This window comes from Streptomyces sp. BYX5S, from assembly GCF_054724165.1.
On record NZ_CM138829.1, the window covers coordinates 4,675,358 to 4,688,793 of the forward strand.

Below are 13,436 nucleotides of genomic sequence, written 5' to 3' on the forward strand. Positions count from 1 at the left end.
GTGGCCGCGGGGCGTACCGCCCGCGGTCGGCGCCGCCGTGGTGCGGCGCCGACCGGGTCAATCTCCCCGCGGCCGACGACAGGTCGTCGACAGGGCGCCGACAGCCGCCTACAGCCCGGCGACAGCGGTCCCACCGGCCGGGCCCCGCCCGGCCACCGCGTCAGCGCAGTACTTCGAACGCCCAGTAGTCGGCCGGGCCCTCGGCCGTGTAGGGCACGTCACGGCGCCGCTCGACGACCTTGAGGGCGCCGTCGTCCGCCTGCCGCTGCACGTACTCGGTGAAGTCGGTGCCCTGGAGGTACTTCGAGAAGGTGCTCATCAGGACGAGTCCGCCGGGCTTGGTGACCCGCAGCAGCCCCCGCACCCCGGTCGGAGGCACGTGCCCCAGGGTGAAGACGCCGCAGCACACGGTGACGTCGTAGGTGTCGTCCGCGAACTCCTTAAGGCCCCGGTTCATGTCCACGCCCGCGGTGAGCGCGCGGTAGATGCCGGTCTTGCGGGCCTCGGCCACCATGCCTTCGCTGAGGTCGAAGCCGTCGATGACGCTGACGCCGCGCCGCTTCAGCACGGCGCCGACGAGACCGGTTCCGCAGCCCGCGTCGAGGACCACGGACCCGGTTCCGATGGCCGCCGGGTGGTCGTCCGCCATGGTGTCGAACAGTGCGCCGAGCTCGTCCGGGCCCCGGTAGTCGGTGATGCGCAGATCCTCGTCGTACGAGGCGGCCCAGTCGCCGTAGTACGAGTCGAGACGGTCGGGTTTTCCTTCGAGGTGGTGTGCCCGCTTGATCCGATCCTGGCTCTCTGACACCCAAGTCTCCCTTGTTGTCGGACAGTCGTCGCCCCCGGAAGGGCCCATAGCGTCCCTGCCGGGGGCGACGGGGACGCCGCTACCCGGAAAGCGCGGAATCGAACATGCGCGGCGTGTCGGCCGACGGGTTACGGCCAGTGGGGGGCGGGCGCGGCTCAGCGGGTCTGGCGGTCGGCGAGGGCGTGCACGACGTCCGCCGACGCCGGGTAGAGGTCGCGGTACAGCGCGTACAGCTCGTCGTAGCGGGCCGTGGTCCCGGGGCGGGGCGCGATCCGTTCGGCGACGGGGTTCCAGTCGTCGATGCGGGCTCCGCCGGTGACGAGTCCCGCGGCGAGCAGCGCACCGCCGTAACACGCTCCGACGGAGGTCGTGCGGACCTCCTGCGCCCGGCCGGTGACGTCGGAGACGAGCTGCGTCCACAGCCGCCCCTGCGTGCCGCCGCCGACGGCGACGACGCGGCGGATGTCGCCCCCGGCCGCCTCCAGCGCCTCGATGTTGTGCCGCACGCCGAACGCGGTGGCCTCCAGCGCGGCCCGGTACAGGTCGCCGCGGGTGTGGCCGAGGGTCAGTCCGGCGATGACACCTCGGGCGCGCGGGTCGTCGACGGGGGTGCGCTCCCCGGCGAAGTACGGCAGCATCAGCAGGCCGTTCGCGCCGGGGCCCGACTTCTCGGCGAGACGCAGGAGTTCGGGGTAGTCGGTGTCGCCGAACAGGTCGCGCAGCCAGCCGGTGACGGCGCCGGACGTGGCCATGCCGCCCGCGAGGTTGCGGGTGTCGGGCAGGGCGCCGACCGTGCTCCACAGCGCGGGGTCGCGCAGCAGCTCGGGCACGGTGTGCACCAGGAACATGGTGGTGCCGTACATGAGCATCAGGTCGCCGACGCCGTGCGCGCCGACGCTCAGCGCCTCGGCCCAGGCGTCGACGGTGCCGGTGGTGACCGGGATCCCCTGGGGCAGGCCGGTGGCGCGGGCCGCGTCGGCGGTGACGGTGCCCGCCGCCTCGCCGGACCAGCGCAGCGGCGGGAGTTCGACGCCGGGGGCGATCCGCTCGGCCCACGGCGGGTACCAGTAGCGGGCCAGGGTGTCGTAGAGCGGGGTGCACTGGCTGGCCGAGTGGTGGTCGAGGACGTAGGCGCCGGTGAGCCTGCGGGCCAGCCATGAACTGGGCATGTAGAGGCGGCGGGCGCGGGCGAGGACCTCCGGTTCCTCGTCGGCGACCCACGCCACCTTGGCGCCCGCCGCCTGCGACGTGAGCCGTGAGCCGCACCGGCGGACGATCTCGTCGGCGCCCAACTCCCGCTCCAGGCGCGCGATCTGGGCGACGGAGCGGGTGTCGACGCCGTACAGGATCGCGGGCCGCAGCGGGGTGTCGTCGGCGTCGGTGAGCAGCACGCAGGGGCCCATGCCGCTGACGCCGACGGCGACGACCCGCGTGTCGTGCGCCGAGGTCAGCTCGCGGGCGAGGGAGACGAACTCGTCCCACCACACGTGCCCCGGCATCTCCACGTGGCCGGGGGCGGGCCGGTCGACGGTGTGGTCGCGGACGGCCGTGTGCAGGACGGTGCCGTCGAGGGCGACCAGGACGCCCTTGCTGCTGGAGGTGCCGATGTCCACGCCGATGACTGCTGATTGAGGCATACGGGGCGCCCTTCCCCGTCGACCGGCGCCCCATACTCGGGACATCAGGATTCGCACACCGCCCGAAGCCCGAGGGAAGGACCCCGTATGACGCGCATCGTCCGTTTCGCCGACGCCACCGGGACCGTACGGACAGGGATCGCCGACGACTCCGGCGCGGTCCGGCCCTTCGAGGGAGCGCCGCGCGTCGCCGACCTGCTGCGGCTGTCGGTCGACGCGCTGCGGGAACTGGTCGAGGCGACCGCCGCGCACCCGGCCGATCCGGCCGATGTCCTGCTGCTGCCACCCCTGGACGGGCTGATGGAGCTGTGGGCCGCCGGTGTCACGTACGAGCGCTCGCGCGAGGCCCGTGTCGAGGAGAGCACGGAGCAGTCGGTGTACGAGCGGGTCTACGACGCCGACCGGCCGGAGCTGTTCTTCAAGGCTTTGCCGTGGCGGCTGGTCACCGACGGCGAGCCGATCGCGGTACGGGACGACTCCGCGCTGAACGTGCCGGAACCGGAACTGGGAGTCGTCCTCAACAGCGCTGGACACACGGCCGGTTACGTGGTCGTGGACGACGTCAGCTCACGCTCCATCGAGGGCGAGAACCCGCTGTACCTGCCGCAGGCGAAGATCTACGCGGGCAGCGCCGCCGTGTCCTGCGGGATCGTTCCGGTGTGGGAGGTGGACGCCCCGCAGGCGCTGAAGATCTCGATGACCGTGTGGCGTGAGGGAGCCGCCGCCTTCCAAGGAGAGGTCTCGACGGCCGCGTTCCACCGCTCGCCCGAGGAGCTGGCGGAGTACCTGTGGCGGTGCCAACCGTTCCCGGACGGCGCGGTCCTGTCCACCGGGACCGGTATCGTGCCGGAGATCGACTTCACCCTGCACGCGGGCGACCTGGTCGAGACGGCGATCGACGGGGTGGGCACACTCACCAACCCTGTGCGTTTCGGCCGGTCCGAACTCGACTGGCTGGTCGAGGCGTTGGACCACCCGCTCATCCGCCGCACCGTCCGCCGGCCCGGGGCCGGGCGCGCCTGAGGTGTCGCTTCCGCCCCTGACCGACATTCCCCCGAGCCGCGTGGTCGCGGCCCGGAACGAGGGCGAACCGAGCCGTCGGCCCGCTCGTTCGTCCGGCTCGCGACCACGGCGCACCGGGACCGACCCGCCGCTCAGGCGCTGGGCAGACCGAGGGCCGGGGCGAGCTCGCGCAGGGCGGGAAGCGGGTCGGCGGAGGGGTCGTCGCCGAGGATCTGCACGACGACCTGGTCGGCGCCCGCGTCCAGGTGCGCCTGTACGCGCGCGGCGACCGCCTCCGCGTCACCCATGGCCACCATGGCCTCGGCCAGCTTGTCCGAGCCTCCGACGACCACGTCGGACTCGTCGAAGCCCTGACGCAGCCAGGAATTGCGGTAGTTGGGGAGCTGCGAGTACATGTGCAGATGCTGGTGCGCGCGCCGCAGGCCGGTCTCGCGGTCCGTGGTGAGCGCGACGCCCTGCTCGCTGACCACCCACTTGTCCGGTCCCAGCTGCTCACGGGTGGACGCGGTCTGCTCCGGCGTCACCAGGTACGGGTGCGCCCCGTCGGCCGCCTTGCCGGACAGCTCGATCATCTTCGGGCCCAGGGCGGCGAGGAGCCGCGCCGGGCGCTGACCGTCGGGCTCGACCGCGTCCGGGACCGCGTCCATGGTCCGCAGGTACTCCCGCATGGTGGCCAGCGGCTTGCTGTAGGAACCGGCGTAGCTGTGCTCCACCAGCGGGGCGTGGCTGACGCCGAGGCCGAGCACGAACCGGCCCGGGTGCAGCGCGCCGAGCGTCCGGGCGCCCGCTTCGCTCGCCGGGGCGCTGCGGGCGTGGATGTTGGCGATGCCGGTGCCGACCACCAGGCGTTCGGTGCCGCCGAGCAGGGCGGCGGCCTGCGTGAAGGTCTCCTTGCCTCCGGCCTCGCCGTAGAACAGCGACGCATAGCCGAGGTTCTCGATCTCACGGGCTCGGGCGACGACGTCGTTGATCGGCCACCGGTCACTGGTCCACCAGACGCCGACACGAGAACTGAAATTGATGTTGGCCATGCCCCCGAGGCTACCCACACCCGCCTCAGTGCGAGTCGCGCGGCACGGCGCTGCCGCGACAGCCGCGCAGGAAGTCGAAGTCCGCGCCCCGGTCGGCGCCCTCGACGTGCTGCGTGTACAGCCACGCGTAGCCACTGGTGTGGCGTGGCTCGGGCGCCCGCCAGGCCGCGCGACGGCGCGCCAACTCCTCCTCCCCCACGTCCAGTTGCAGCGACCGTTTCGGGACGTCCAGCGTGATGGTGTCCCCGTCGCGTACGAGGGCCAGCGGGCCGCCGACCGCCGCTTCCGGTGCCACGTGCAGGACGACGGTGCCGTATCCGGTGCCGCTCATGCGGCCGTCGCAGACGCGCACGATGTCGGTGACGCCCGCCTTCAGCAGCTTGGTGGGCAGCGGCACGTTCGAGACCTCGGGCATGCCGGGGTAGCCCTTGGGACCCGCGCCGCGGATGACGAGCACCGTGTTCTCGTCGACGTCCAGGTCCGGGTCGTCGCACACCGCGTGGTAGGCCTCCGGGGAGTCGAAGACGCGGGCGACACCGGTGTGCGTGAGGAGGTGGGGCGAGGCCGCGGACTGCTTGATGACCGCGCCGTCGGGGCAGAGGTTGCCGCGCAGGACGGCCGTGCCCGTGCCCGCGGGCTGGAACGGGGCCACCACTGGGGTGATCACCTCGTCGCCGACGCGTTCCGCGTCGGCCACGTTCTCGGCGATGCTGCGTCCGGTGACGGTGAGCTGTTCGCCGTCCAGGAGTCCGGCACGCACCAGCTCGTGGTGGACGGCCGGGAGCCCGCCCGCGTAGCAGAAGTCCTCCATGAGGTAGCGGCCTGAGGGCATCAGGTTAAGCAACGTCGGGACGTCGCGGGCCAGTTGGTCGAAGTCCTCGGTGTCGAGGCGGACGCCGACCCGGCCGGCGAGCGCGGTCAGATGGATGATGGCGTTGGTGGAGCCGCCGATCGCGGCGTTGGTGCGGATCGCGTTCTCGAAGGCCTCGCGGGTGAGGATGCGGGAGGGGCGCAGGTCCTCCTCCACCATGTCCACGATGCGGCGCCCGGCCGCCTGCCCGGTCTCGTAGCGGCGCATGTCGACGGCGGGCCAGGTGGCGGAGCCCGGCAGCTGCATGCCGAGGGTCTCCGCCATGCAGGCCATGGTGGAGGCGGTGCCCATCGTCATGCAGTGGCCGTTGGATCGGGCCATGCAGCCCTCCGCGAAGAAGCACTCCTCCTCGGTCATCCTTCCGGCCTTGACCTCGGCCTCCATCTGCCACACCGCCGTGCCCGAGCCGACGTCGCGGCCCTGGAACTTGCCGTTGAGCATGGGGCCGCCGGTCACCATCACGGCGGGCAGGTCGACGCTGGCCGCGCCCATGAGCATGGCCGGGGTCGTCTTGTCGCAGCCCGACAGGAGGACCACGCCGTCCAGTGGGTTGGCGCGGATCAGCTCCTCGACCTCCATGGCCATGAGGTTGCGGTACAGCATGGCCGTGGGCCGCATCAGGGTCTCGCCGGTCGCCATGGTGGGGAATTCCAGCGGGAAGCCGCCCGCCTGCCACACGCCGCGCTTCACCGCCTCGGCGACGCGCGTCAAGTGGGCGTTGCAGGGCGCGAGTTCGGAGGCGGAGACGGCGATGCCGATCACCGGCCGGCCGTCGAACACCTCGGGCCCGAAGCCCTGGTTGCGCATCCACGACCGGTACAGCATGCCGCCGCGTCCGGCGGCGCCGAACCATGCCTGGCTGCGACGGGCCGCGTGACCATCCGTCATGTGTGCCACTCCTGTACGTGTGTGGGGGTGTTCAGCCGAACAGGTCCATGAGCTGCTGGCGGGCCGTCAGCACGGACAGCACACCGAAGAGCAGCACCGCCCACACCAGCGCGGCCACCCGATAGCCGCGCACCTTGAGGGGCCCCGGCAGGGCGGTGCGGTTCATGACGAGGAGGAGGATCGAGTAGACGAACATCATCAGCCCGGACACGCAGGCCGAGATGACGAGCAGCACGAGCGGCTGGTCGAGCCCGGAGAGCAGCACGATCGCGCCGACCGCGACGACGCCCCACACCAGGCGCGCGTACATCCGCGACTCGCTGGTCCGGCTCCCGCGCAGATACGTGGACTTGAGGACGTCGGCGGCCATCCGGCTGGTGTAGTCGATGATCCCGGTGGCGGCGCTGAACAGCGAGAACGCCCCGACCAGCCAGAAGAACACGCCGAACCAGTCGCCGACCCGGTCCTGGAGGACCTGGCCCTCCTTCTCGATGAAGGCGACGTTGTTCTCCAGCCCGCCGGTGCCGTGGAGCGTCGAGTGCGCGAGGAGCGACGACATGACGATGGTGACGACGGTGACCAGCACGAAGGTGAGGGCCTGCTCGGCGTTGGCGAAGCGCCACCAGCGGCGCCAGCGGGCCATGTTCGTCTCGTTGAGCTCGAAGACGTAGCCGACGACGGGTCCCGCGGCCTCCTCCTTGCCGGTGACGGGGCTGACCAGCCGGGGCACGTAGTGGCCCATGCCGAAGCCCTTGTCGCGGATCCAGTTGCTCTGCACCAGGTTCTGCCCGCCGCCCGCGCCCGCGTAGGCGAGGGCGCCCATGAGGACGGCGACGCCCAGCTCGGAGGGGAACGTGGCGTCGGTGACGGCGGTCGGCAGGTCGCCCACGGTGGTGGCGGTGACGGCGAGGATCAGGGCGAGGACGAAGAAGCCGCCGATGACGAGGATCTTGACGCCGAGCAGCTTCTCCAGCGCGTTGTAGACGACGGGCGCCAGGGTGAGGATCAGGCCGATGAGGACGAGGAGTCCGATGCCGATGTAGGCGGGTCTCCCGCCGAAGACGTAGCTGAGCATGGTCGCCGAGCTGGTGGCCCAGCCGGGCCAGAGGTTGGCCGCGTACGTGAACACGACCATGACCAGGCCCCAGTGCCGCCAGTAGCGGTTGAACCCGGTCACGGCGGTCTCGCCGGTGGCGAGGGTGTAGCGCTCGATCTCCATGTTGAGGAACCACTGCGTGACGACACCCACCACGGCGCCCCACAGGAAGACCAGTCCGGCCTGTGTGGCGATGTAGGGCCACAGGATGAACTCGCCGGAGGACACCCCGACGCCCGCGGCGACGATGCCGGGGCCGATGATCCGCCACGTCTTCGCGGGTGGCGCGGGCAGTTCCCGGACGGCGGGCGGCGGCAGGATCCTGGTGCGCAGGGGGAAGGGGGCGGGCGGCGGGGAGGGGGAGTTCGCGGCTCTTCCGATGTCGGTCATCCGGGGCGTCTCCGGGGGCCGTTGGGGCGGATGTGGAGCGCTTGCGATGCCCAGCAATCATCGGATGATTCCCCGGCGCCCGTCCAGAGGTGCGCACGAGAACGCCCCGGGCGGGTGGCCCGGGGCGTCGCGGAGGGTGCGCGGTGTCAGAGTCCGGCGCTCTCCTTCACCGGCGCGGCCGACTCCTTCGTTGCGCGGCGCGGCGCCCATCCGGCGAGCCACGGCAGGACGAGCGCGAGCACGCCGACCGCCGCCCACGCGCCGCCGATCGCCCAGGCGGCTCCGGCCGACAGCAGGACCGGTACGAAGGTCACGGTCGCGGTCTCGATGGGGGCGACGGGGATGTAGGCGACGCCGAACTCCTCCAGCGTGCCGCTCTTGAGCTTCGGGTCGACCATGCGCAGCAGGGCGATCGCCGTGGCGGCCGCGCCGGTCGTCCAGCCCCAGGTCACGAGGGCCTTCTCGAACCAGTTGCCCTCGAAGAGGCGGGGCGCGACGAAGAGGAACAGGAAGAGGACGAGCGCGAGCCCGAGGACGAACATGAGCGCCAGCGGCAGCCAGTAGTCGGCGACGAAGCTGGGCACGATCGCGGCGATGCCGCAGGTGATGAGCACGTCGGTGGCGGTGCCCGAGAGCGACTTCAGCGAGTCCCCGTCGACGTAGTCCCAGGCCTTGGTGCGGGCGACGACGGCGCGCAGGACCAGGCCGAGGATGAAGGCGAGCGCGAAGACCGGGAGCATCAGCGAGGGGAACATCCCGGTGATCCACTCGGAGACCCCGTACGCGGCGGCGGCGAGCGCGGCGACGACGGCGACCTGGAAACCGAGCGGCTCGATCGAGGCGGGCGAGGTGGTGGCCCGGCCGGTCGGGTGGCGCTCCTCCTCGTCGCGCACGAGGCCGGTGCGCAGCTCCTCGGGGAGCGTCTCGAAGCGGCCGACGCTGCTGGTGTGGCCGCGCCGCGCGCCCCAGTTGCACAGGATGATGCCGCCGACGACACCGACGAGCATGCCGACGGTGGCCGAGGTGAAGCCGAGCGAGCTGGCGCCCTCCCAGCCGTTCGCCTCGAAGGCGGTGCCGAGCGCGGCGGCCGTGCCGAAGCCGCCGGCCCAGCCCGCGAAGAGCAGCGCCCCGAACGCGTCGGGCACGTCCCACACCGGCTGGAGCAGCACCAGGCCGAGGACGACGCCGAGGCCCACCTGGAGGGCGTAGGCGGCGACCCCGTACGAGCCGAAGGAGCCGGCCGCCTTGCCGAAGCCCTTCAGGCCGAGGCCGTCGGTGAGGGCGAGGCAGGCGAAGACGACGACGATCAGTACGGACGCGTACGTGCCGAGCTGATCGGAGAACGGCAGCAGGCCCACCCCTTCGGGACCGAGCGCGAGCCCGAGGAAACCGGCCATGACGCTGGACGGCAGCATCAGCCGCTGGAACAGCCGGACGCGGGCCCGCAGCAGCGTACCGACGAGCAGCAGCGCGGCTATGAGACCGGCGTCGCTGAGCAGCGACCACGGTGAGTAGGACACAGAGACTCCGGGTGGGGCAGGCACCTCTGTCAGTGCGGGACGTGCGGGTGATCCGGAGTTTTCTATCAGTAAAGAAACAGCAAAGGGAAACCCGTGCGGGGTGCCACCGCAGCCCCGGAACGCCGGCGGGCGGTGCCCCCGACCTCCCGTGGCACCGCCCGCAGCTGTCAACCTCCGCGCTACATCACGGCGTTCAGCGCGAGCACCCCGCCGAGGCCCAGCACCGCCAGCACCGTCGTATAGGTCGTCCGGGCCTTGATCGCGTCGAGGACCGACAGGTTGAAGTACTCCTTGAACATCCAGAAGCCCGGGTCGTTGACGTGCGAGAACGCGATGGAGCCGCAGGAGACCGCGAGGACCATCAGCTCGGCGGACGTCCCGCTGCCCGCCACCATCGGGGCCACGATGCCCGCCGCCGTGGAGACGGCGACGGTGGCCGAGCCGAGGGCGATGCGCAGGATCGCCGCGATCAGCCAGGCGAGGATCAGCGGGGAGATCGACCAGTGCTCGGTGGTGTCCTTGATGTAGTCCGAGATGCCGCCCTCGACGAGGACGTTCTTGTACGCGCCGCCGGCCGCGATCACCAGCATGATCATGGCCATGGACTTGGCGGCGTCCCCGCAGGAGGTCGCCAGGTCCTTCAGCGAGCGGCCGATGCGCGGGCCGAACACGTACATGGCGAGCAGCAGGGTCAGGAGCAGCGCGAACTCGGGGGAACCGATGAACTTGATGACACCCATGCCGGGCGCGTGGTCGTCGAGGGTCATCTCGGCGATGGCGGCGCCCGCGATGAGGACGACGGGGAGCAGCGCGACCGCGAGCGACCAGCCGAGGGCGGGCATCTCGTCCTCGTCGAAGACGCGCTCGGTGACCAGGCCCTTGGGGATCGACGGGTTCATCCGGCGCACGAACGGCAGCCGGGGCCAGGCGAGGGCGATCAGGGCGCCGGCCGGGACGGCGATGAACAGGCCGACGAAGAGGGTCTTGCCGACGGAGGCGTCGAACATCTCGGCGACGGCGGTGGGGCCGGGGTGCGGCGGCAGGAAGCTGTGCATCGTGGACAGCGCGATGGACATCGGCAGGCCGATCCACAGCAGGTTCTGCCGGGTGACGCGGACCAGGGTGAAGGCCACCGGGACGATGATGACGAAGGCGACCTCGTAGAACATGGTGACGCCGATGAGCATCGCGGTGACGACCATCGCCACCTGCACCCAGCGGTCACCGAAGGCCTTGGTCAGTTTGGTGGCGATGCGCTGGGCGGCGCCGGCGTCGCCCATCACCCGGCCGACCATCGCGCCGAGTCCGATCACCGGCAGCGTGCCGGAGAGCTGGTCGCCGATACCGGTTTCCAGGACGTCGGAGATCTCCGGCAGGCTGATCCCCTGGACCATCGCGACGACGACCGCGACGAGGAGCAGGGCGATGAAGCCGTTGAGCTTCACCTTGGTCATCAGGAACAACAGCGCCACAACACTGAGCGCCACGACGAGCATTGGCATGATCACTTCTCCTTCGAAGTGACGGAGGTGCACGTTCGGTTGTCAGGGCATGCGAGGGCTCGGTGCGGCGTCGTCCGAGCGGGACACGACGCCGCAACGGCGGTCGAAAAAGGGGTGAAGAGGGGGTCAGCGCACCAGCGCGGGGCGCTTGGCGTCGAAGGTCCAGCCGGGCACGAGGTACTGCATGCCGGCGGCGTCGTCCCGGCCGCCGAGGCCGAGGGAAAGATAGAGCTGGTGGGCGGCCTCGACCTGCTCCATGTCCAGCTCGACGCCCAGGCCGGGGCGCTCGGGCAGCGCGATGGCGCCGCCCTCGATGGGCAGCGGCTCATGGGTCAGCCGCTGGCCGTCCTGCCAGATCCAGTGCGTGTCGATGGCGGTGATGTCACCGGGCGCGGCGGCCGCGACGTGGGTGAACATGGCGAGCGACACGTCGAAGTGGTTGTTGGAGTGCGAGCCCCAGGTCAGGCCCCAGGCGTCGCAGAGCTGCGCGACGCGCACCGAACCGTTCATGGTCCAGAAGTGCGGGTCGGCGAGCGGGATGTCGACGGCGTCGGCCTTGATCGCGTGGCCCATCTGCCGCCAGTCCGTGGCGATCATGTTCGTGGCGGTCCGCAGACCGGTGGCGCGCCGGAACTCGGCCATCACCTCACGGCCCGAGTAGCCGCCCTCGGCGCCGCACGGGTCCTCGGCGTACGCGAGGACGTCCCGCAGCGAGCGGCCGATCTCGATGGCGTCGTCGAGCAGCCAGCCGCCGTTGGGGTCGAGGGTGATGCGGGCCTCGGGGAACCGTTCGGCGAGCGCGGTGACGGCCTCGGCCTCGGCGCGGCCGTCGAGGACGCCGCCCTTGAGCTTGAAGTCCTGGAACCCGTACCGCTCCTGGGCCGCCTCGGCGAGCGCGACGACCGCCTCGGGGGTGAGGGCCTCCTCGTTGCGCAGCCGCTCCCAGGCGTCCTTGGCGTCGGACTCGTCGCGGTACGCGAGGTCGGTGCGGCGGCGGTCACCGACGTAGAAGAGGTAGCCGAGGACGGGGACGGAGGTGCGCTGGACGCCCTCCCCCAGCAGCGCGGCGACCGGCACGTTCAGGTACTGGCCGAGGAGGTCGAGCAGCGCCGCCTCGACGGCGGTGACCGCGTGCACGGTGATCCGCAGGTCGAAGGTCTGCGCGCCGCGCCCGCCGGAGTCCCGGTCGCCGAACCGTTCGCGTATCGCGCGCAGCACGGCCTGCGGGTCGCCGACCGGCTGCCCAACGACGAGATCGACGGCCTCGTCGAGGGTGCGGCGGATGCCCTCGCCGCCGGGCACCTCGCCCACGCCCGTACGGCCGTCGGAGTCGGTCAGGATCACCAGGTTGCGGGTGAAGTACGGGGCGTGGGCGCCGCTCAGGTTCAGCAGCATGCTGTCCTGGCCTGCGACCGGGACGACCCGCATCGAGGCGACGACGGGGGTCGGGGTGGGGGGAACGGCCTTGGTGCTCATGGACGTTGGGCCTTTCACGTGCGGCTCGCAGGCGGCTCAGGGGCCTACGGGAGGGCGGAACATGAGGGGTCGTGCGCGAAACACCTGGGGGCGGGACGGCTCAGCGCTTCAGAGGGTGATGCCTTTGATCAGTGCGGTGAGCGCGTCGAGTTCGGCCGGCTGGAGATCGGTGAGGGGCGGCCGGACCGGGCCCGCGTGGTGGCCGGTGGCGGTGAGGCCGGCCTTGACGATGCTGACGGCGTAGCCGTTCTTGCGGTTGCGGATCTCGGTGTACGGCAGGACGAACTCGGCGAGCTTGCGCAGCACTTCGTCGTGGCGGCGGGCGCGGACGTCCGCGTAGAAGGAGAGCGCGAACTCGGGGACGAAGTTGAAGATGGCCGAGGAGTAGGTGGAGACACCGAGTTCGAGGTACGGCAGGGCGAAGGTCTCGGCGGTCGGCAGTCCGCCGATGTAGGTGAGGCGGTCGCCGAGCTTCGCGTAGAGGCGGGTCATGGCATCGATGTCGCCGACGCCGTCCTTGAAGCCGATGAGGTTGGGGCAGGACTCCGCGATCCGGGCCACGGCGTCGGCGCCGTACACGGCGTTGGCGCGGCTGTAGACGATGACACCGAGGTTCGTCGCGCGGCACACCGCCTCGACGTGTGCGGCGAGTCCGTCCTGCGGCGCCTCGGTGAGGTAGGGCGGGAAGAGCAGGATGCCGTCGGCGCCCGCGCGCTCGGCGGCCCTGGCCATCTCGACGGCGGTGGCGGTGCCGTAGCCGACCGGGGCGAGGATCGGGGTGCCCTCGGGGGCGGCGTCCGCGGCGACGGCGACGATGCGCTCGACCTCGGGGACGGTCAGCGAGAAGAACTCGCCGGTGCCGCCGGCCGCGAACAGTCCGGCGACTTCGTACGCGCCGAGCCGGGTGATGTGCTCCCGGTAGGACTCCTCGTCGAAGGAGTAGCCGTCGTCCTCGCCGCGGAAGTGTGTCACGGGGAAGGACAGCAGGCCCGAGCCGAGCCGTCGACCGAGGTCGGCAGGGGTGTAGGCGGTCATAGCGGTGGTGCTCCCGAACTGAGGTGTGCAACAGACGGACCGGAGGCGGGCCGTCTCCCGCGTGGCCCGCGTCACTGGTCTGGCGTGACGCTATGAGCTGCCGCTGATGCACGTCCAACACCGATTTCGCATCTTGCGATGCTCGTTGAGCATGACCGG

The 13,436-nt window shown here is 71.4% G+C and carries 10 protein-coding genes; 1 reads left to right on the forward strand and 9 read right to left on the reverse strand.

Annotation, left to right across the window (positions count from 1 at the left end):
• Positions 1–160: 160 nt before the first annotated feature.
• Together ACYBSK_RS21365 and ACYBSK_RS21370 are read right to left on the reverse strand one after the other, a co-directional pair.
• On the reverse strand, positions 161–808 hold the full coding sequence (locus tag ACYBSK_RS21365) for a class I SAM-dependent DNA methyltransferase (protein ID WP_460242905.1): 648 nt from the start codon (positions 806–808) through the stop codon (positions 161–163).
• 155 nt (positions 809–963) lie between these two features.
• Positions 964–2,445 carry an FGGY-family carbohydrate kinase gene (locus ACYBSK_RS21370; RefSeq protein WP_460242906.1) on the reverse strand — a complete coding sequence of 494 codons (1,482 nt, stop codon included), beginning with the start codon at positions 2,443–2,445 and terminating at the stop codon, positions 964–966.
• An 87-nt stretch (positions 2,446–2,532) separates the two neighbouring features.
• Between ACYBSK_RS21370 and ACYBSK_RS21375 the strand changes: the two genes are divergently transcribed.
• A complete protein-coding gene (locus ACYBSK_RS21375) occupies positions 2,533–3,468 on the forward strand; it encodes a fumarylacetoacetate hydrolase family protein (protein WP_460242907.1) in 936 nt (311 codons plus the stop codon).
• Positions 3,469–3,599: 131 nt separating this feature from the next.
• Here the strand turns inward: ACYBSK_RS21375 and ACYBSK_RS21380 are convergent, their stop codons facing one another.
• The 7 genes from ACYBSK_RS21380 to kdgD all read right to left on the reverse strand — a co-directional run bounded on the left by ACYBSK_RS21380 (position 3,600) and on the right by kdgD (position 13,277).
• Positions 3,600–4,499, reverse strand: coding sequence for an LLM class F420-dependent oxidoreductase (locus ACYBSK_RS21380; protein WP_460242908.1), 900 nt, complete (start codon positions 4,497–4,499; stop codon positions 3,600–3,602).
• 25 nt (positions 4,500–4,524) lie between these two features.
• Complete coding sequence (locus tag ACYBSK_RS21385) at positions 4,525–6,258, reverse strand: IlvD/Edd family dehydratase (RefSeq protein WP_460242909.1); 1,734 nt, start codon at positions 6,256–6,258, stop codon at positions 4,525–4,527.
• Between the two features lie 31 nt (positions 6,259–6,289).
• A complete protein-coding gene (locus ACYBSK_RS21390) occupies positions 6,290–7,744 on the reverse strand; it encodes an Nramp family divalent metal transporter (protein WP_460242910.1) in 1,455 nt (484 codons plus the stop codon).
• A gap of 146 nt (positions 7,745–7,890) precedes the next feature.
• Positions 7,891–9,264 carry a sodium/glutamate symporter gene (locus ACYBSK_RS21395; RefSeq protein WP_460242911.1) on the reverse strand — a complete coding sequence of 458 codons (1,374 nt, stop codon included), beginning with the start codon at positions 9,262–9,264 and terminating at the stop codon, positions 7,891–7,893.
• A gap of 179 nt (positions 9,265–9,443) precedes the next feature.
• Entirely contained in the window at positions 9,444–10,766 is a 1,323-nt protein-coding gene (locus tag ACYBSK_RS21400; RefSeq protein WP_457478793.1) for a gluconate:H+ symporter, read from the reverse strand.
• A 126-nt stretch (positions 10,767–10,892) separates the two neighbouring features.
• Positions 10,893–12,242: a glucarate dehydratase gene (gene gudD, locus ACYBSK_RS21405; protein WP_460242912.1), complete on the reverse strand. Its 1,350-nt coding sequence runs from the start codon at positions 12,240–12,242 to the stop codon at positions 10,893–10,895.
• A 108-nt stretch (positions 12,243–12,350) separates the two neighbouring features.
• Positions 12,351–13,277 carry a 5-dehydro-4-deoxyglucarate dehydratase gene (gene kdgD, locus ACYBSK_RS21410; RefSeq protein WP_457478795.1) on the reverse strand — a complete coding sequence of 309 codons (927 nt, stop codon included), beginning with the start codon at positions 13,275–13,277 and terminating at the stop codon, positions 12,351–12,353.
• Positions 13,278–13,436: the final 159 nt, after the last annotated feature.

Coding starts and splice junctions, on each gene's coding strand:
- ACYBSK_RS21390 (WP_460242910.1), bottom strand. CDS start 7,744: ATGACCGACATCGGAAGAGCCGCGAACTCCCCCTCCCCGCCGCCCGCC.
- ACYBSK_RS21370 (WP_460242906.1), bottom strand. CDS start 2,445: ATGCCTCAATCAGCAGTCATCGGCGTGGACATCGGCACCTCCAGCAGC.
- kdgD (WP_457478795.1), bottom strand. CDS start 13,277: ATGACCGCCTACACCCCTGCCGACCTCGGTCGACGGCTCGGCTCGGGC.
- ACYBSK_RS21385 (WP_460242909.1), bottom strand. CDS start 6,258: ATGACGGATGGTCACGCGGCCCGTCGCAGCCAGGCATGGTTCGGCGCC.
- ACYBSK_RS21375 (WP_460242907.1), top strand. CDS start 2,533: ATGACGCGCATCGTCCGTTTCGCCGACGCCACCGGGACCGTACGGACA.
- ACYBSK_RS21400 (WP_457478793.1), bottom strand. CDS start 10,766: ATGCCAATGCTCGTCGTGGCGCTCAGTGTTGTGGCGCTGTTGTTCCTG.
- gudD (WP_460242912.1), bottom strand. CDS start 12,242: ATGAGCACCAAGGCCGTTCCCCCCACCCCGACCCCCGTCGTCGCCTCG.
- ACYBSK_RS21380 (WP_460242908.1), bottom strand. CDS start 4,499: ATGGCCAACATCAATTTCAGTTCTCGTGTCGGCGTCTGGTGGACCAGT.